At 33.0% G+C, this 20447-nt stretch carries 18 protein-coding genes; 13 read left to right on the top strand and 5 right to left on the bottom strand.

Annotated elements, in window-relative coordinates; translation table 11 throughout:
- Positions 1–64 precede the first annotated feature (64 nt).
- Complete coding sequence (gene recQ / locus JE46_RS23150) at positions 65–2182, top strand: DNA helicase RecQ (protein WP_031457672.1); 2118 nt, start codon at positions 65–67, stop codon at positions 2180–2182.
- Positions 2183–2238: 56 nt separating this feature from the next.
- Here the strand turns inward: recQ and JE46_RS23145 are convergent, their stop codons facing one another.
- The 3 genes from JE46_RS23145 to lon all read right to left on the bottom strand — a co-directional run bounded on the left by JE46_RS23145 (position 2239) and on the right by lon (position 6173).
- Positions 2239–2661 carry an SRPBCC family protein gene (locus tag JE46_RS23145; RefSeq protein ID WP_031457671.1) on the bottom strand — a complete coding sequence of 141 codons (423 nt, stop codon included), beginning with the start codon at positions 2659–2661 and terminating at the stop codon, positions 2239–2241.
- A 72-nt stretch (positions 2662–2733) separates the two neighbouring features.
- Positions 2734–3612, bottom strand: a complete 879-nt coding sequence (locus JE46_RS23140; RefSeq protein WP_051873000.1) for a helix-turn-helix domain-containing protein — start codon at positions 3610–3612, stop codon at positions 2734–2736.
- A 107-nt stretch (positions 3613–3719) separates the two neighbouring features.
- Positions 3720–6173, bottom strand: a complete 2454-nt coding sequence (gene lon, locus JE46_RS23135) for an endopeptidase La (protein ID WP_031457669.1) — start codon at positions 6171–6173, stop codon at positions 3720–3722.
- 285 nt (positions 6174–6458) lie between these two features.
- Between lon and JE46_RS23130 the strand changes: the two genes are divergently transcribed.
- The 4 genes from JE46_RS23130 (at position 6459) to JE46_RS23115 (ending at position 9640) form a co-directional block, all read left to right on the top strand.
- On the top strand, positions 6459–7016 hold the full coding sequence (locus JE46_RS23130) for an RNA polymerase sigma factor (RefSeq protein ID WP_031457668.1): 558 nt from the start codon (positions 6459–6461) through the stop codon (positions 7014–7016).
- The gene (locus JE46_RS23125) at positions 7013–7549 is read left to right on the top strand and encodes a hypothetical protein (protein ID WP_031457667.1); all 537 of its coding nucleotides are present in this window, start codon (positions 7013–7015) and stop codon (positions 7547–7549) included. Before JE46_RS23130 ends, JE46_RS23125 begins: the two co-directional genes overlap by 4 nt.
- A complete protein-coding gene (locus JE46_RS23120; protein ID WP_031457666.1) occupies positions 7533–8594 on the top strand; it encodes a hypothetical protein in 1062 nt (353 codons plus the stop codon). Before JE46_RS23125 ends, JE46_RS23120 begins: the two co-directional genes overlap by 17 nt.
- A gap of 158 nt (positions 8595–8752) precedes the next feature.
- The gene (locus JE46_RS23115) at positions 8753–9640 is read left to right on the top strand and encodes a carbon-nitrogen hydrolase (protein WP_031457665.1); all 888 of its coding nucleotides are present in this window, start codon (positions 8753–8755) and stop codon (positions 9638–9640) included.
- A 76-nt stretch (positions 9641–9716) separates the two neighbouring features.
- Here JE46_RS23115 and JE46_RS23110 read toward each other — a convergent pair whose 3' ends face one another.
- Positions 9717–10979 carry an OmpA family protein gene (locus tag JE46_RS23110; RefSeq protein ID WP_031457664.1) on the bottom strand — a complete coding sequence of 421 codons (1263 nt, stop codon included), beginning with the start codon at positions 10977–10979 and terminating at the stop codon, positions 9717–9719.
- A gap of 327 nt (positions 10980–11306) precedes the next feature.
- Between JE46_RS23110 and JE46_RS23105 the strand changes: the two genes are divergently transcribed.
- Positions 11307–12347, top strand: a complete 1041-nt coding sequence (locus JE46_RS23105; protein ID WP_031457663.1) for an agmatine deiminase family protein — start codon at positions 11307–11309, stop codon at positions 12345–12347.
- A 132-nt stretch (positions 12348–12479) separates the two neighbouring features.
- On the opposite strand, the gene fahA is transcribed toward JE46_RS23105, so the two are convergent.
- Positions 12480–13763: a fumarylacetoacetase gene (gene fahA / locus JE46_RS23100; RefSeq protein ID WP_031457662.1), complete on the bottom strand. Its 1284-nt coding sequence runs from the start codon at positions 13761–13763 to the stop codon at positions 12480–12482.
- Positions 13764–13871: 108 nt separating this feature from the next.
- Here fahA and glyA point away from each other — a divergent pair, with 108 nt between their 5' ends.
- From glyA to JE46_RS23065, 7 genes are all read left to right on the top strand, one after another.
- The gene (glyA, locus tag JE46_RS23095; protein ID WP_031457661.1) at positions 13872–15146 is read left to right on the top strand and encodes a serine hydroxymethyltransferase; all 1275 of its coding nucleotides are present in this window, start codon (positions 13872–13874) and stop codon (positions 15144–15146) included.
- 137 nt (positions 15147–15283) lie between these two features.
- Positions 15284–15877: a tRNA-(ms[2]io[6]A)-hydroxylase gene (gene miaE / locus JE46_RS23090; RefSeq protein ID WP_031457660.1), complete on the top strand. Its 594-nt coding sequence runs from the start codon at positions 15284–15286 to the stop codon at positions 15875–15877.
- Positions 15878–15992: 115 nt separating this feature from the next.
- Positions 15993–17546 (top strand): T9SS response regulator signal transducer PorX, encoded by a 1554-nt coding sequence (gene porX / locus JE46_RS23085; protein WP_031457659.1) that lies wholly within the window; start codon positions 15993–15995, stop codon positions 17544–17546.
- Between the two features lie 63 nt (positions 17547–17609).
- Entirely contained in the window at positions 17610–18017 is a 408-nt protein-coding gene (tsaE, locus tag JE46_RS23080; protein ID WP_031457658.1) for a tRNA (adenosine(37)-N6)-threonylcarbamoyltransferase complex ATPase subunit type 1 TsaE, read from the top strand.
- Positions 18018–18027: 10 nt separating this feature from the next.
- Entirely contained in the window at positions 18028–18501 is a 474-nt protein-coding gene (locus tag JE46_RS23075; RefSeq protein WP_031457657.1) for a GNAT family N-acetyltransferase, read from the top strand.
- Between the two features lie 80 nt (positions 18502–18581).
- Positions 18582–19781, top strand: coding sequence for an alanine dehydrogenase (locus tag JE46_RS23070; RefSeq protein WP_031457656.1), 1200 nt, complete (start codon positions 18582–18584; stop codon positions 19779–19781).
- A gap of 36 nt (positions 19782–19817) precedes the next feature.
- Positions 19818–20192: a DUF4258 domain-containing protein gene (locus tag JE46_RS23065; RefSeq protein ID WP_031457655.1), complete on the top strand. Its 375-nt coding sequence runs from the start codon at positions 19818–19820 to the stop codon at positions 20190–20192.
- The last annotated feature ends 255 nt before the right edge of the window (positions 20193–20447 follow it).

Raw genomic sequence — 20447 nt, 5'->3', positions numbered from 1 at the left:
AAATATTTTTTATTATAAGAAAAATATTATATTTTATTATATCTTTGAAAAAAATATAAGCCAAATGAATTCAGAAATATTACATGCCAAACTAAAAGAAAATTTCGGTTTTGAAAAGTTCAGACCAAATCAGGAAAATATAATAAATACGATTCTTTCAGGTCAGGATACACTGGCTATAATGCCAACAGGAGGAGGAAAATCTATATGTTTTCAGTTACCTGCTTTAATTTTGCCGGGAATTACTATTGTTATTTCTCCATTAATCGCTTTGATGAAGGATCAGGTTGATAGCTTAAAAACCAACGGAATTTCTGCTTGTTATATCAATAGCAGTCAATCAAGTGATGAACAGCAATTTTATATTGAGAATTTAAAATCGAATAATTTTAAACTTGTTTACATCGCTCCGGAAAGTTTGTCTTACCTGGACATTGTATTTAACGAACTAACAATCAGCCTAATTGCAATTGATGAAGCACATTGTATTTCGTCATGGGGACATGATTTTCGACCGGCTTATACTAATCTGGGATATTTAAAAAACCGCTTCCCCTCTACTCCTATTCTTGCTTTGACCGCAACAGCAGACAAAGCAACACGTACCGATATTACAAAGCAATTAAATTTAAAAAACTCAAAGACTTTTATTGCTTCTTTCGATAGAAAAAATTTGAGCCTCGAAGTTCGTCCGGCACTTGACCGTGTCAAACAAATTATTGATTTTGTAGAAAACAAACCGAATGAATCAGGTATCATTTATTGTCTAAGCAGGAAAACTACTGAAGAACTTGCACACAAGCTTCAAAAAAGCGGTATCACTGCAAAAGCATATCATGCCGGACTGGATAATACTGTTCGCGCTAAAACACAGGATGAATTTATAAATGATGACTGTCAGGTAGTCTGTGCTACGATTGCTTTTGGAATGGGGATTGACAAATCGAATGTACGTTGGGTCATTCATTATAATTTACCAAAAAACATTGAAGGTTATTATCAGGAAATTGGCCGGGCAGGTCGTGATGGATTACCGGCAGAAACTGTTTTGTTTGAAAGTTATGCCGATGTAATTCAACTACAAAAATTTGCTTCAGAAGGTTTGAACTCTGATGTACAGCTGGCAAAATTAGACCGAATGAAACAATATGCCGATGCATTGAGCTGCAGAAGGAAAATTCTACTTTCTTATTTTGGGGAATTGGTTACTGAAAATTGTGGCAATTGTGATATCTGCAAAGATCCGCCAACATTTTTCGACGGAACAATTTTGGCACAAAAGGCATTATCTGCAATTACGCGTTTAAAAGAATCTGAGCCTTTAGCTGTAATTGTTGATTTTTTAAGAGGTTCAAAAAATGCATATATCTACGAAAAAAATTATCAGGAATTAAAAACCTATGGAATTGGTGCTGACATTTCCTGGTATGACTGGAATCAATATCTAATTCAGTTAATTAATTTAGGATATTGCGAAATTGCTTTTCATCAGCACAACAAAATTTTACTGACTCCTTTTGCCAAAAAAGTATTGTTTGAAGGCGAAAAGGTAAAATTAACGACGGTTGTTAAAAAAGTAATCGATAAAAACGAAATTAAGGAAGCAAAAACTAAACCGAAACCTGCCACAAACTCACTTTTTGAAACCCTCAGAAAATTGCGTTATGAAATTGCCAAGCAAGATGAAGTTCCTGCGTATGTCATTTTCAGTGATGCAGCTTTAAGGCAAATGGAAACTTTACGACCAATGAGTGATGAAGAATTTCTGGCAATTGATGGTGTTGGAAAAACAAAACTCGAAAAATATGGTTCTGAATTTATAAATGCGATTATTGAATTTCAAAAGAGTAAAGTTTCAAATACTAAAGTAAAAAAGGAAAGCGCTACTTATAAAACAACCTTAGAAATGTTTGAAAACGGAAATTCTGTAGAAGAAATTGCGAAAACAAGAAAATTAGGCCTCTCGACAGTTATTTCTCATCTGGCTAAATTATATTTAGACGGAGTTGATATTGATGTCAGCCAATTTATTTCGGATGAAGAAGTCTTACAATTAGAAAAAGCCAGGACTGAACTTGAAAATCCAAATGCTTTAAAACCTTATTTTGACCATTTTGAAGAAAAAATGGGATATGATAAAATTAGGTTTGGTCTTGCTGTTTTAGAAAAAAAGAAGCAATAAAAAAACAAATTCCGATACTGTGGTTTACAGATCGGAATTTAGATTTTTCACCATAACTATTTATCTAAATTTGATAAGAAGGTTTCCTGAAAATTTTTAATTACTGTATTAATTTCTTCTCTCTCCTGAATTGCAACTTCATATATAGATTCGAACTTCACACTACATTTATCACCATCTTTAGGATCGATTTGAAAGATACCTTCATAATTATACACAGGCATTGGTGTCGATAAAATAATAAATTTCATTTCTAATTTATTTCGATTAATTGATGTTAGCCTTTCTAAGATCTCACCTCCGCCTTTTATATAAATTGTCCTGAGAGCACCTACCCCATTTCCTTCTAAAATTACTTTTTCAATAAGATCTGGTACAAATTTTTCTGTTGCTCCAAAATCAATTAATTTTTTCCAAACTTTATCGGCATCAAGATTTACAATCGCTTCTGATGTCTGACTAACTTTTACTTTACTCATTTTAATATTTTTAAATTCTCTTCAAAAATAAAACGACAGGAAAAAGTAAAATTTAGATTTTTCTCAAAAGTATCAATATTGATTCAAAAGTTTATCAGCTCTTTTTTTTAAAAGAAACTGTTTCGGAGAAACACCAAACTGTTTCCCAAACAAATTGATAAAATAAGAGACATTTTCGTAACCCACTTCTAACGAAATTTGCGCAATGTTTAAATTTGTATCGGTCAAAAGTTCAACAGCTTTTTCAAGGCGTTTCTGAATAATCCACTTTTTAGGAGGTATTTCAAATTTTCTTTGAAAATCCCTGTTAAATGAAGAAATACTTCTTCCTGCTAAAAATGCATAATCCTCAACAGATAGAGGTTTATCAAAATTTTCGAGCATTAATCCTTCGAGATTCCTTTTTTTTCTGGTATTTAAGGAAAGTAAAATTTGAATTAAATGATTCTGTTGTGGTGAATGATAAATTAAATATAATAATTCTAAAAGTTTAAGTTTTACAACTTCCTTATTTGCTTTCTCTGTATATACTTTCAATATTGATTCTGTAAAAATTCTAATATTTTCGGCATATTCCAAAAGCAAGGAAGGGGTTGGTCCTAAAGTTTTGACCGGATTAATTTTTGTCAAAAATTCATTGATAATGTTTTCTTCAAAAAAATAAAAAACAGCCTCGAATTCTCCATTTTCAGGCAGAACATCCGAAATCATATACCTTCCTTTTGGTATAAAAACCAATTGATTCTGATTAACACAAAACCTTTCTTCCTCGTAATACGTTTCAATATTAAGGGTTCCTTTTAAAACTACAGACAAAACATGTGAAGAAACATAATGGTCTGTATTCAAATCTATCGTATCCATGGTTTTATGAATGATACAAGACAAACCGTTAACCATAATTTTTCTAACATTTTTATGGTGGTATAAAAGCTGAGGAACTACTTTCATTTTCTTCTAATTCAAAATTCCAAACTCCAAAACTGAAAATTCAGATTGAAATTTGGAATTTATATTTCAGCATGCAAAAATGCTTTTTTAAAATAATAAAAAATATTTTATTTCAATTGTTTTGCATTCTTTACATTTTGATCTGTCAATGCAAGAGCCAGAACTTCACTCATTTCTTTCACATAATGAAAACTCAGACCTTCTAAATATTCTGCTTTGATTTCATCAATATCAGATTTATTTTCGTGACATAAGATGATTTCTTTAATACCAGCTCTTTTTGCAGCTAAGATTTTTTCTTTAATGCCGCCAACTGGTAAAACTTTTCCTCGAAGGGTAATTTCGCCTGTCATGGCTAAACTTTTCTTCACTTTCTTTTGAGTCAATAAAGAAACCAAAGAAGTCAGCATTGCAATACCGGCACTTGGTCCGTCTTTTGGTGTAGCACCTTCAGGAACATGCAGGTGAATATTGTATTTTTGAAACAAAGTTGAATCAAGTCCTAGCTTTTTAGCATTTGCTTTAATATATTCTAAAGCAATCGTAGCCGATTCTTTCATTACAGTACCAAGATTTCCTGTAATGCTCAAGGCTCCTTTTCCTTCAGAAATCAACGATTCTATAAACAAAATATCGCCACCGACACTCGTCCAGGCAAGACCTGTAACTACTCCGGCAACATCATTATTTTCATATTTATCACGCTCCAATCTTGGAACACCTAAAACTTTTACAATATCCTCGTCAGTAACTTTTTTGTTGTACTCCTCTTCCATCGCAACTGCTTTTGCAGCGTTACGAATTACCTGAGCAATTTTAGTTTCTAAATTACGGACACCGGATTCGCGTGTATAACCTTCAACCATTTTTTCTAATTGTTTTTTGCCAATTATCAAATCTTTAGCCGTTAATCCGTGAGCTTCTAATTGTTTTGGAAAAAGGTGTCGTTTTGCAATTTCTACCTTTTCTTCAATTGTATAACCTGACATTTTGATTACTTCCATCCTGTCACGCAAAGCTGGCTGAATAGCAGCCATATTATTTGATGTTGCAATGAACATTACTTTAGATAAATCATACCCCATTTCAAGGAAATTATCATAAAAAGCACTGTTTTGCTCAGGATCTAAAACTTCTAATAAAGCTGAAGAAGGATCACCACTATTTCCGTTTGATAATTTATCAATTTCATCTAAAATAAAAACAGGATTTGAAGTTCCGGCTTTTTTCAAACTCTGAATAATTCGTCCTGGCATGGCTCCAATATACGTTTTTCTATGTCCGCGAATTTCTGCTTCATCACGCAAACCTCCTAAAGAAATACGTACATATTCACGTCCAAGAGCTTCGGCAACAGAACGTCCAATAGATGTTTTACCAACACCCGGAGGCCCTGTTAAACAAATAATTGGAGATTTCATATCGTTACGAAGTTTCAGCACCGCCAAATGTTCAATCATCCTTTTCTTAACTTCTTCAAGTCCAAAATGATCTTTATCTAAAACTTTCTGAGCAAATTTTAAATCAAATTTATCTTTAGAGTATTCACCCCACGGCAATTCCAAAAACAACTCTAAATAGTTACGCTGAATTCCAAAATCAGGCGATTGCGGATTCATTCTGCGCATTTTTGACAACTCTTTTTCGAAATGTTTCTGCGTTTTTTCGTCCCATTTTTTGGTTTTCGCTTTCTGTCCCATTTCGTCCATTTCTTCTTCCTGCGAAACACCTCCCAATTCTTCCTGAATGGTTTTCATTTGCTGATGAAGGAAATACTCACGTTGTTGCTGATCTAAATCAAAACGAACTTTTGACTGAATGTCATTTTTAAGCTCTAATTTCTGAAGCTCAATATTCATATAACGCAACGTTTCTAAAGCACGCTCTTTCAATCCATTTATCGATAAAAGATCTTGTTTTTCTTTTACCGACAAATTCATATTAGAAGAAACAAAATTGATCAAAAACGATTGGCTTTCAATATTTTTGATTGCGAAAGTTGCTTCTGATGGAATGTTTGGACTTTCCTTAATAATCTGAATCGCCAATTCTTTTACAGAATCTAAAATGGCAGTAAATTCAGTGTCGTTCTCTGCAGGACGTTCTTCGTTAACTTCTTTAATAGTTGCTGTAATATAAGGCTCCTCAGAAACTACCTCCTCTATTTCAAAACGTTTTTTTCCTTGCAGAATTACAGTAACATTTCCGTCCGGCATTTTCAAAACACGCAGAATCCTGGCTACTGTTCCTATTTTATGAATATCATCTTTAGAAGGATCTTCATCTTCTTCATTAATTTGCGAAACTACACCAATGATTTTTTCACCGGCATTGGCATCGTTGATTAATTTTATTGATTTATCCCTTCCAGCCGAAATTGGAATCACAACTCCGGGAAATAAAACAGTATTACGTAAAGGTAAAATGGGTAAGGAAAGTGGAAGCTCTTCATTGTTCATTTCCTCTTCATCTTCGGGAGTTAATAATGGAATTAATTCTGCCTCCGAGTCAAATTCCTGAAGTGACAGATTGTCAATAGTAAGTATTTTATGGTTTGACATAATAATATATAAGTCGTTTTGTCATTAAAAGGTTTGTTCTAATCTCAAATACTAACTACGAAAGCTGTGTTTTAATAAAATCAGGCTAAAAATTATCTTTGAAAGTTAGGCCATAAAAATAGACAATCATTATGCCAAAAACAAAGACATTGCAATTGAAATTTTAATGTCCAAAACTATTTTATATAAGTATAACAGGCATTTCAAAAAAAATACAATTATTTTTATCAAAAGTGTAACAAACCGAAAAAAGCGAAGTCCTTATAAGAAACCAGCAATCATTACTTGAATACAACCAATCAAAATATCGAAGAGTTAATCAAACTTTGTAAAGAAAACAATCAAAAAGCACAATTCGAAATTTACAATCGTTACTGTAAGGCAATGTATAATGTCGCTTACAGAATTGTAAAAGACGAACATTTTGCACAAGACGTCATGCAGGAAGGCTTTTTGAGAGCTTTTACCAAAATTAACGATTATAAACAGGAAGTTGCATTTGGAGCCTGGCTTAAAAAAATCATTGTGAATTACAGCATTGATTTTTATAAAAAGAATAATGCTTTTCAGATGGAAGACCTAAACAAAACACTTTATAAAATTGAAGAAAACGACACTATTCTTTCTGGCAATATCGATTTGAATTCACTTAAGGTAAAACAGGTAATCGATTCCATATCAGGCTTAAAAGATAATTACCGAATGGTGTTGACGCTCTTTTACATTGAAGGTTATGATCAGGAAGAAATTAGCGAAATCTTAAATATAAGTTATCCTAACTGCAGAACTACATTAAGCAGGGCTAAGGAAAGTTTACGAAAAAAATTAGAAGAAGACATATGAAAAAGGAAAATGACAATTTAGACGAATTATTTAAAAAATTTGAAAACCAATGGGATGTAGAGGAAATGAAAACAAATCATCAATTGAATTTCTTAAATAAACTGAACAAAAAACAGCCTAAGAAAAAGAATTATTCGGTTTGGGCGATTGCTGCTTCAATAGTTCTATTATTGGGTCTATCTGTTTTTTACAACAACAATGAAAAACCTAAGGAATTTAAATTTGCATCAAAAGAGACCAAACAAACAGATTCTATTTTTAGTATTTTAATTGAAAATGAATTAGTTAAACTACAAGAAAAAAGCTCTCCGGAGAATGAACAAATTATAAATGATGCTTTAAAGCAAATGAAAGTTTTTGATGCTGATTATGAAAAAATTATAAAAGAGGTTCAGAAAAACGGCGAAAACAAACAAATCATTTATGCCATGATCAGCAACTTACAAACCCGAATATCTTTTTTACAAACGGTTTTGCAGCGAATTGAAGAAAATGAAAACTTAAAAAACTCTACTCATGAAGAAACACTATAACATACTGATTTTATTCATTTTAATTCCTTTTTTAGGATTTTCAAATGATGATACTTTTATCTCAAAGCAAAAAAGTATTAAAAAAACCTATATCGTTAATTCGAACGCGGGAATCGATATCGACAACAAATATGGGAACATCTCTGTATCGACTTGGGATGAAGATAAAATTGACCTTGATATTACTATAAAAGTTACCGGTGGAAACGAAAATTGGGTTAACGAAAAGCTAAAAAGCATTGATGTTGATATTACTGCTCTAAAATCGATGGTTACTGCAATTACCAAAATTGGAAACTCGTCCTTAAAAGGCAAAGGAAGCAGCAACAGCTTCGAAATCAATTATGTAATTAAAATACCAAAAAGCGGAACAGTAAAATTAAATAATAAATATGGCAATATTACTGCTCTTGCTTTGGAGTCAAATACTGATATTTCCTGTAAATATGGAAAAGTTACGCTTGGGAAATTAAACGGACAAAGTAATCGCATTCAGATAGAATATTGCCAAAACTCAGCTATTGATTATATTAAAAACGGAATAATTGAAGCACGCTATTCAGGTTTAAAAATAAATGACTCAGGAAATCTGATTTTAGATACAAATTATACAGATTTAGTTATTTCTGATGGTCAAAACGTTAAATATGACTGTAATTACGGAAGTTTTAAATTTCAGAAAATAAACTCACTTTCAGGGTCCGGTAATTATCTAACAATCAATGTTGCCGAAATTTCAAACAATATAAATATTGATGCCAATTACAGCAAAATAAATATTGGAAACATAACGGAAAAAGCCAATAACATTAATATTAATTCCGGTTACTCTGATATATATCTGGGGTATGACACCAATTATACATTTGATTTTAATATAAACACCAAATACGGAAATATTAAAAAAGACAATTCTTTAGATATTTCCTTAACCGAAAACAAATCTGCTTCAAAAAAAATAAGTGGTTATAACAAAAGAAAAGGCCAAAATAAAGTCACCGTAAACTCGAATTACGGAAATGTAAGCTTAATCAAAAAACAATAAATACTTTAAGAACAGTTTTCAATCACTAAAACACCGGTATATCAGTACAGGTGTTTTTTTTTTATATATAATCATGAAATGAAGTTTTAACAGGAACAATGAACAGCCTTTGCCTTTCGCTTAAAAAATTACTATTTTTGCACTCTAAATTTTATGTCATGCCGAAAAGAAAATATAAAATAGCCGTTATTCAGTTAAACCTTAATGACGTTGCCGAAAATAATCTTAAAAAATGCATTAGCTGGGTGAAAGATGCTGCAGGTAAAGGTGCAGAAGTTATCCTGCTTCCTGAATTATATAGCAGTCACTATTTTTGTCAAAGCGAAGATGTAGATAATTTTGCATTGGCAGAACCACTTTACAGTACATCATTTATTGCTTTTAGTGAATTAGCAAAAGAATTAGGAGTTGTTATAATTGTTCCTTTCTTCGAAAAAAGAATGGCAGGAATTTACCATAATAGTGCCTACATTATTGATACTGATGGAACTGAAGCCGGTTTATACCGCAAAATGCATATTCCTGATGATCCGCACTTTTATGAAAAATTCTATTTCACTCCGGGTGATTTAGGTTTTCAGGCAATCGAAACTAAAAAAGGAACTATAGGAACGCTTATCTGCTGGGATCAATGGTATCCTGAAGCAGCCCGTATTACAGCTTTAAAAGGTGCAGAAGTATTATTCTACCCTACAGCAATCGGATGGCATCCAAAAGAAAAAGAACAATACGGAGAAAATCAATATGGCGCCTGGATGAATGTTATGAAAGGACATGCTGTTGCAAATGGTGTTTTCGTTGCTGCAGCAAACCGAATTGGTCTAGAACAATATATTGAAGGAACTGAAGGAATTCAGTTTTGGGGAGCATCATTTATTGCAGGTCCTCAGGGCGAAATTTTAGCGCAGGCTTCACATGATCAGGAAGAAATTTTAATTGCCGAAGTAGATTTGGATTTACAGGAAAATGTACGTCAGAACTGGCCATTTTTTAGAGACAGAAGAATTGATGCTTTTGGCGATATTACAAAAAGAGCAATCGACTAAATCAGTTGTTTTTATAAATTAAAAAAGGCTGTTTCAGATATCTGAAACAGCCTTTTTAGTATATTTTTTAAAATATTTATTTCACCTGAAAAGAAACTCTTCGCACAATTTGACGTGCTTCTTTTGAGTTTTTATTGACTGAAGTATCTTCTCCGTTAGCAATCACATTTAATCTTGAAGCATCAATTCCTGCATTTATTGCCACTTGCTTAACAGCTTCAGCTCTTTTTCTTGACAATTCAATATTATAACTTGAACTTCCAATTTCGTCAGCATACCCTACTACATCTGCAGTTTTATCCGGATTATTTTTCAAATATTTAACTAGGAAGTCAATACCAGATAAAGATGCATTTGTTGGTTTAGAAGAGTTAAACTCAAAGTATACATTTACATATCCATCGTTAATTAGTTGCTCAACTGTACTATTTGTAGCAATTTTATCGCTTTTTTGACCATACGTTTTTTCTAAGTAACTTTCTAATTCATCCGGAACTCCATTTTGGTTATTATCGATTGATTGTCCTTTTGTATTTACAGCAACACCAGCAATAGAATTTGGCTCTAAATCATACAAATCAGCTACACCATCCTTATCAGTATCTAGAAGACTACTTTCAATCAATTCAACTCTTCGTTCTAATTTATCATATTTATCCACTTCTCCAACCCAGTCAGCATGTTTTTGATTTTTACCTAAATACACTGTCAAACCTACGGAAGCATTTATCAAAACACCGTCAAAAGCACCAGTTTGAACTTTCTCCATTCCATCAAAATTCCAATTCTGTTGAGCATTAACAATTCCTGTTAAATCACCTGTCAATACAACTCTATTACTTAATTTCACCTGACCTGTTAAACCCAAAATTCCATTAACCATATAATCTTCATCGTCAAAACCAGTTTTACTTGTAATTTGAGAAGCACCAAATCCACCATGAACCAATATCCCAATGGTATTTGTCCAGGTCTCAAAGTTCAGGGCTCTGCTAAGATTTACAACACCTTGTAAACTAGTTCTCAAATACTTGCTATCGAATTTAAGAGAGTTGTCTCCTTCATAAAATTTATCATACCCAAAATCTAATTTTAGACCAAATTTTGGATTAAACATATACCTTACACCCAAATCAGCATGAAGAGAATTAAAAACTTGGGTATAATAGCCCGCTGTCATTGTTCTTGCCGGTTTATTTAAACCACCATTTAATTCTATAGACCATTTATTATAAGCGGACTCATCAATAGACGGTTCGTTTGAAGGAGTAGTTACATTTTGTGCGCTTGCTACAAATGACAGCACTAAAAATGTTAAGGAAGTTAATTTCTTTTTCATAATATCTACGTGTTTTAAAAATTTATGTTTTATTAGGTTGTTTTTATTGTAAACTCACAACAAACTTATACCAAGAGTAATCAAAAGCTGTTCTATGCACGCATTTGAATTTTATATAATTTCCATATATTATCTCTATTTTGTAAGAATTATTTAATAAAATTTTACTTTTTTTTTAAAATAATTAGAAATATTCCATTTTTAACCTCTCTCCCATTCAATAAAATTATCTACTGAATTCTTATTTATTTTTATAACAGTACTACTCTTTTTTTTTATAAATCCTAATGAATGCTTATCTTTGCAGTCTTTAATTAGAAACTTTTTATGACAGCAAATAATAGAAGATTTCCTGCAGAATGGGAGAAACAACAAGGAATCGTATTATGTTTTCCTCATAATGGAAATGATTGGCCGGGAAAATATGAAGCAGTTCAGTGGGCATTTATTGAATTCATTAAAAAGGTAGCAACCTATGAAACTGTATTCTTGGTCGTAGCCGATGAAAAATTAAAAGAAAAAGTTGCCGAAATGTTAGAAAGAGCACGTGTTAACATTGCTAATATTTCTTTTATCATTCACAAAACAAACAGAAGCTGGATGCGTGATTCCGGGCCAATTATTGTAAAAAATGGTTCAAAAAGAGAGGCTTTAAACTTCAATTTTAATGGTTGGGCAAAATATAAAAACTATCAGCTAGACAAGTTTGTTCCTGGCAAAATAGCTGATTTTATTAACGTTCCTTTGACGCAGGTACTATATAAAGGAAAACCTGTAATTGTTGAAGGAGGCGCAATTGATGTTAACGGAAAAGGCACTTTACTAACTTCTGAAGAATGCCTGATGCATCCTAATATTCAGGTTCGGAATGCAGGTTTCACCAAAGAAGATTATGAAACAGTTTTTAAAGAATATCTTGGAGTAACGAATGTAATTTGGTTAGGAGACGGAATTGAAGGAGACGATACTCACGGACACATAGATGATTTATGCCGATTTGTAAATGAAGATACAATTGTTACAATTGTTGAAACAGATAAAAATGATTCGAATTACAAACCTTTGCAGGATAATTTAAAACGTCTTCAAAACTCAAAATTAGAAAACGGAAAATCTCCAGTTATTGTGGTGTTACCAATGCCAAAAAGAGTAGATTTTGAAGATCTAAGATTGCCAGCAAGTTATGCTAATTTTTTAATTCTGAATAACTGTGTTTTAGTTCCGACTTTCAATGACAGTAATGACCGTGTAGCTTTAAATATTTTAGCAGAGTGTTTCCCCGATCGTGAAGTAATTGGAATTAACTGTATCGATTTCATCTGGGGATTCGGTACACTACATTGTTTGAGCCAGCAGATTCCTGAATAATTTTTCTCTCTAAAAAGGCACAAATCGCAAAGTTTTTTTTGCGAAATTCAAGCATGAAATAATAGTACAAAAAAACCTTGGCGATAACCAAGGTTTTTCATTTTATATTCTTTCAGATAATTTATCTGTTCTTCATTGTCTGATGAATGGTGGCAGAAGCTGACTAGCAACTTCTCCAAAACCAATTCGAACTTCAGCATTTTCACAGAATCCTCTCATAATAACCGTATCATTATCTTCAATGAATTTACGTTCGCTTCCGTCTTTTAATTTTAAAGGATTTTTCCCTCCCCATGTCAATTCTAACATCGAGCCAAAACTATCAGAAGTTGGCCCTGAAATAGTCCCTGAACCCATCATGTCACCTGAATTTACACGACATCCGTTTGAAGTATGATGTGCCAATTGCTGAGTCATTGACCAGTATAAATATTTAAAATTAGATCTGGAAACAATAGTTTCTTCTTGATCTTCTGGTTTAATCGCAACTTCCAGATGAATATCAAATGCTTTTTTCCCTTTTGTTTGTAAATAAGGAAGCGGGGTTGGATCCTGTTTCGGTCCTTTAGTTCTGAAAGGCTCTAAAGCATCCATGGTTACAATCCACGGAGAAATTGATGTGGCAAAGTTTTTAGCTAAAAAAGGCCCAAGTGGTACATATTCCCATTTTTGAATATCTCGTGCACTCCAGTCATTCAGTAAAACCATTCCGAAAATATAATCTTCTGCTTCGTAAGTCGAAATATTTTCGCCCATAACATTCACATCAGTAGTAATAAAAGCGGTTTCTAATTCAAAATCCACTAATCGTGAAGGACCAAAAACCGGGTATTTCTCACCAGCCGGCAGAGTTTGCCCCATTGGTCTGTGTACAGGAATCCCTGAGGGAACGATCGTAGAACTTCTACCATGATATCCTACCGGAATGTGAAGCCAGTTTGGTAATAATGCATTTTCTGGATCACGAAACATTTTACCAACATTGGTAGCATGCTCTTTACTGGAATAAAAATCGGTATAATCACCTATCAATACCGGTAATTGCATTTCTACATCATCAATCTTGAAAATAACAATATCTCTGTCTTTTGTTGAATCCCGAAGTTGTGGGTTTTCTGCATCGAAAATATCAGCGATGCGATTGCGAACTAAACGCCATGTTTTTTTTCCATCAGAAATAAAATCATTAAGCGTGTCCTGCATAAACATATCATCAGTCAATTCTATCCCTGAAAAATAGTTCAATTGTTGTAAAGCTCCTAAATCTATAGCGAAATCGCCAATTCTGGTTCCTACTGTAACGACATTTTCTTTGGTAAGAAATACACCGAAAGGGATATTCTGAATAGGAAAATCACTATTCTCTGGTACTTCTAACCATGATTTTCTTTTGGTATCGTTGGCGGTTATTGGCATGTGAATGTTAATTATTTGTTGAAAAATTCTATGTCAAATATATCATAATCTAACAGTATCACAAACGTTTTTTTGTATTTTTGCAGGAAATTAACGAAAAACGAAAAAATGCAACGCGACGAACAAATTTTTGACCTTATACTAGAGGAACAAGACAGACAAATTCACGGATTAGAACTTATTGCTTCAGAAAACTTCGTAAGTGATGAAGTAATGGAAGCAGCTGGTTCTGTTTTAACTAATAAATATGCAGAGGGATATCCTGGCAAAAGATACTACGGCGGTTGTGAAGTAGTTGACGTTATTGAGCAAATTGCTATTGACAGAGCAAAGGAATTATTTGGAGCTGAATATGCTAACGTACAGCCTCACTCAGGTTCTCAGGCAAATGCTTCTGTTTTTCATGCTTGTTTACAGCCAGGTGACAAAATATTAGGCTTCGATTTATCACATGGTGGTCACCTTACTCACGGTTCTCCTGTAAACTTTTCAGGACGTGTTTACAATCCGGTTTTTTATGGTGTAGATAAGGAAACTGGAAGATTGGATTATGATAAAATTCAGGAAATTGCAACTAAAGAACAGCCAAAATTAATCATCGCAGGAGCTTCTGCTTACTCTCGCGATATGGATTTTGCACGTTTCAGACAAATTGCTGACAGCGTTGGAGCAATCTTATTTGCTGATATTTCTCACCCTGCGGGTCTTATTGCAAAAGGTTTATTGAATGACCCAATTCCACATTGTCATATCGTTTCTACAACAACTCATAAAACACTACGCGGACCACGCGGAGGTTTGATTTTGATGGGGAAAGATTTTCCAAATCCTATGGGTTTAACTACTCCAAAAGGAGAAATCAGAATGATGTCGTCATTATTAGATTTAGCTGTTTTCCCTGGAAATCAAGGCGGACCTTTAATGCACATTATCGCTGCTAAAGCGGTTGCTTTTGGTGAAGCGTTAAAAGATGAATTCTTTACATATGCGATGCAATTGCAAAAAAATGCAAATGCAATGGCAGATGCTTTCGTAAAAAGAGGATACAACATTATCTCCGGCGGGACTGATAACCACATGATGCTGATTGACTTAAGAAATAAAAATATCTCAGGAAAAGATGCTGAAAATGCATTAGTAAAAGCCGAAATTACTGTAAATAAAAACATGGTTCCTTTCGATGATAAATCACCGTTTGTAACTTCTGGAATTCGTGTTGGTACAGCTGCTATCACTACTCGTGGTTTGGTTGAGGCTGACATGGAAACTATTGTCGCATTAATTGATAAAGTGTTGGCAGATCACACAAATGAAGCTGTTATCGAAGAAGTTGCTAATGAAGTGGACGAAATGATGAGCGAAAGACCAATCTTCGTTTACTAATATTTAGTCATAAAGTCTTAAAGTCGAAGGTCGAAAGTCTTTAATGGAATGTAAATTTCTATTTAAGTTTTGATCTTCGGCTTTTGTTTTATTTTGACTTTACAACTTTATGACTTTCTAACCTTAAGACTAAAAAGATGGGCGTATTAAGATTACAATTGCCAACTGACCCAAGATGGGTAAATATTGTTGAAAAAAATATCGAAGAAATCCTGACTGACCATGCGTGGTGCGAACAAAAAGCCGCGACAAATGCAATTACAATTATAACTAATAATTCTGAGCATCAGGATTTAGTTAAAGATTTATTGGCTTTAGCCAAAGAAGAAATTGATCATTTCGAGCAGGTTCATAATATTATTATCAAAAGAGGATTAAAACTTGGCCGTGAGCGCAAAGATGATTATGTAAACGAACTTTACTTATACATGAAAAAAAGCGGTGACGGCAGTCGTGTTTCAGGTTTAGTTGAAAGATTGTTGTTTTCAGCTATGATTGAAGCCAGAAGTTGTGAACGTTTTAAAGTGTTGTCAGAAAATATTCAGGATGAAGAATTAGCTGTTTTTTACAGAGAATTAATGGAAAGCGAAGCAGGACATTATACTACTTTCATCACATACGCAAGAAAATACGGCGTTGGAATTGATGTTGAAAAACGCTGGAGAGAATGGTTGGCATTTGAAGAATCTATTATTACGAATTATGGCAAAGGTGAAACAATTCACGGATAGTTTTCCCCTCTCTTGTTTTCAAACGCAATAATTACAACTGAACCTTTAATTTTATACTATTTTTAATAGTTTTTAAGTTCTAGACTTTTAAATTGCAGTAAAATTAAAGTCAATTATGGATAAGATAAAAATACTTTGGGTCGATGATGAAATCGATCTTTTAAAACCTCATATATTATTTCTGGAGAAAAAAAACTATTCAGTTACAACCTGTAACAATGGGCTGGATGCCATTGGTCTTTTTGAAGAAGAAAATTTCGACATTGTTTTTTTAGATGAAAATATGCCTGGAATGAGTGGTTTAGAAACTCTTTCTGAAATGAAAGAAAAAAAATCAGCCATTCCTATGATTATGATTACCAAGAGTGAAGAGGAATATATCATGGAAGAAGCGATTGGTTCTAAAATTGCCGATTATCTGATAAAACCCGTAAATCCTAATCAAATTCTGTTGAGCTTAAAGAAAAATCTGGATCATTCCAGATTGATTTCTGAAAAAACAACTTTAGATTACCAGAAAGAATTTAGAAAAATTTCAATGGAATTAGCCATGGTCAATTCTTTTGAAGATTGGATTGAATTATACAAAAAGTTAATTTTCTGGGAATTAGAATTAGAAAACATCAACGATCAGGCCATGATCGAAATTTTGGAATCACAAAAAGTCGAAGCCAACTCACAGTTTGGAAAATATATCGAACGAAATTACGAAGACTGGTTTGCTCCAAAAGCAGACAAACCTATTCAGTCACATAATTTATTCAAGGAATTGGTTGTTCCTGAAATTAAAAAGAAAGACAAACCTATTTTGTTTGTTGTTATTGATAATCTACGTTATGACCAGTGGAAATCTTTTGAAACCGTAGTATCTAATTATTATAAATTAGAAAAAGAAGTTCCTTATTTTTCTATACTTCCAACAGCCACACAATATGCAAGAAATGCTATTTTCTCAGGTTTACTGCCTGTGGAAATGGAAAAACAGTTTCCTGAATATTGGAAAAATGATGTCGAAGACGGTGGAAAAAACCTTTATGAAGCGGAATTTTTAAGTGCTCAATTGAAACGCCTGGGGTTAAATATTAAGGAAGATTATTTTAAAATTACTAATTATTCCGGGGGGAAAAAGCTGGCAGAAAATTTCAAAGCTTTGAAAGGTAACGATCTGGTAACAGTAGTCTATAATTTTGTTGACATGTTATCTCATGCCAAAACCGAAATGGAGGTTGTAAAAGAATTAGCTTCAGACGATAAAGCCTATCGTTCACTAACTTTGAGCTGGTTTAAAAATTCGCCTTTGCTGGAAATCATTCAGCAGGCACAGCTTTTAGGTTTCAAATTAATCCTGACAACAGATCACGGAACCATAAACGTAAAAAACCCTTCAAAAGTAGTTGGAGACAAAAACACAAGCTTAAATTTGCGTTACAAAACAGGCCGTAGTTTAACCTACGAGCAAAAAGACGTTTATGTGGTAAAAGAACCTAAAACCATTGGTTTGCCCGCCATAAACATGAGCAGTTCGTTTATTTTTGCAAAAAATGATTTGTTTTTAGCTTATGTAAACAACTACAATCACTATGTGAGTTATTACAAAAACACCTACCAACATGGCGGAATTTCGCTTGAAGAAATGATTATTCCGTTTTTGGTATTCAATCCAAAATAAACAATTTTAGTCCCGGTTTTATAATTACATTCCGGGACTGATTTAAATTAAAGAAATAAACCAATGAATATCGTTTTTTCATTAGATCAGATTCAGGAAGTAGCAGAAAAAATTATTGCTCAAAATCCAAAAAAAATAATCCTTTTTAACGGAGAAATGGGCGTTGGAAAAACTACTCTTATTAAACAATTATGCAAAACTTTAGGAGTTGAAGACGCAACCAGCAGTCCGACTTTCTCCTTAGTCAACGAATATTATACTTCTGACAATCAAATCGTTTATCATTTTGATTTTTACAGGTTAAACAAAGAAACTGAAGCTCTTGATATGGGCGTTGACGACTATTTATATTCAGGAAACTGGTGTTTTATTGAATGGTCTGAAAAAATTGCAGGTTTAATTCCGGAAGAACATTCTGTTATTACTATTGAGTTAGTTAACGATGGAAAAAGAAGTTTAAAATTGGTTTAATATATTTAAAATGAAAACTTCAGATACCGTAGAAATAATTCCTTTTTCTCCTGATCTAAAAGATCATATTAAAATTTTAAACATTGCCTGGCTTACAAAATATTTCAGAATTGAGGAAAAAGATGAATTAACGCTTTCAAATCCACAAGAAGAAATTATTGATAAAGGCGGAATGATTTTTTATGCAAAATACAAAAATGAGATTCTGGGAACAGTTTCTTTAATAAAAGTTGATAACGCAACTTTTGAATTGAGCAAAATGGCTGTTTCTGATCAGGCACAAGATCTCGGAATAGGAAATATACTTTTAAAACATTCAATTGCTGTTGCTAAAGAAAAAGGTATTGAGAATCTAATTTTATATTCCAACCGAATTTTACTTCCGGCAATTCATTTATATGAAAAATTTGGATTTACTGAAATCCCCCTTGAAAAAGGCCTCTATGAAAGAGCTGATATAAAAATGCAAAAAATAATATCTTAGACTAAAATAGTATTCGTAGAATTTCATATTGATTTTAAAACTTTTTACGTAATTTGTACTCTTAATTATTTTTACACCCCATGTCAATAACTCTTACTCCATTTACGAAACAGCAATTGCTGCCACAAGAAGAAAAGCTTGAAGTTGGCCGCCATAAAAGAGAACTTTTCATAGGGATCCCTAAAGAAACAAGCTATCAGGAACGTCGTATTTGTCTAACCCCGGATGCCGTAAATTCATTAACATACGCCGGACATCGTGTCATGATTGAATCAGGAGCCGGAGAAAGTTCCAGTTATTCTGATAAGGAGTATAGTGATGCAGGAGCAGAAGTTACAAAAGATACTAAAAAAGTTTTTGGCTGTCCATTATTACTCAAAGTGGAACCGCCTACTTTGGCAGAAATTAAAATGATTAATCCTGAAACGACAATCATATCTGCTATTCAGCTAAAAACAAAAAAGAAAGCTTATTTTGAAGCTTTGTCCCAAAAAAAAATTACCGCACTTGCTTTTGAATATATTAAAGATGAAGACGGGTCCTATCCTGCCGTAAAATCATTAAGCGAAATTGCCGGAACAGCCTCCATACTTATCGCAGCTGAACTGATGATTACCGACGAATTTGGAAAAGGACTTTTATTCGGAAACATTACCGGTGTACCTCCTACTGATGTTGTTATTTTAGGAGCCGGAACTGTTGGCGAATTTGCCGCAAAAACAGCTATTGGGTTAGGTGCCAATGTAAAAGTTTTTGATAATTCAATTACTAAATTACGTCGTTTACAAAACAATTTAAATCAGCGTATTTTTACTTCTACAATTCAGCAAAAAGCATTACTAAAAGCTTTAAGACGTTGTGATGTCGCCATAGGTGCCATGCGGGGAAAAGAACGTTGTCCGATTATCGTTACTGAAACTATGGTAGAACACATGAAAAAAGGAGCTGTAATTGTCGACGTCAGTATTGATATGGGAGGCTGTTTTGAAACCTCTGAGGTTACTACTCATGAAAAACCTACATTTATAAAAAGCAATGTCCTGCATTATTGTGTACCAAATATTCCTTCAAGATATTCTAAAACTGCTTCTCTTTCTATAAGCAATATAATCACCCCTTATTTATTACAGATAGCCGAAGATGGTGGTTTGGAAAGTGCAATCAGATGTAACAAAGGTTTAAAAAACGGGATTTATCTTTATCACGGAATCCTGACTAACAAAGCTATTGGAGAATGGTTTGATTTACCTGATAACGATATCAATTTACTTGTTTTCTAAAATAACTTTAGCTTACCTTTGCAAAAAATTTAATTCATGAAGTTCGTACACCGTTTTGCTTATTATTTGATTGGTTTAGTTATGGGGTGCTTTTTTGTAGCACTCGTTTTTAGTGGAAAAGATACTCGCTGCAACTACTTTCCGAATGCCAGAGTTTTGAATAGTCTCAGAACAAAACCATTTCAATATTCTGAAAAAGCAATTCAAACGCTGAACGAAAAATGGGTAGATACTGCTGATATTAAAAACACACTGCAGTTTGGTGATGTAGATTTTGATCAGAGTAATATTCCTCACAACAAAGGAAAATTATACATCATTGAAGGAAAAACTATTAAAAACCAAGAGATTATTCTTAAAGTGACCAACTACGAAAACAAAGCTGTTTTAGAGGAAATTATTAAAAAATAATCAAAAATTAAATATAGAATAGAATATAAGGATGGTTTTTACTATCCTTTTTTTATGCTAAATATTATTATGAAACCTAAAGCCCTAGCCCTGATTACTATGACATAAACAAGTTAATAAATCTTTTTTTTTAATTTAAATTAGTTTTATTTTAAGACACAGCAAGTTTGCGAATAAGAATTCAACAAAAGGTTTTATATCTTACTCGTTGATAATAAGGGTTGTCCCTGATAAGATTTATGCTGATTTTCTAAC

Source organism: Flavobacterium chungangense LMG 26729 (assembly GCF_000735715.2).
GTDB lineage: Bacteria > Bacteroidota > Bacteroidia > Flavobacteriales > Flavobacteriaceae > Flavobacterium > Flavobacterium chungangense.
This window is presented reverse-complemented; position numbering and strand designations above follow the sequence as displayed.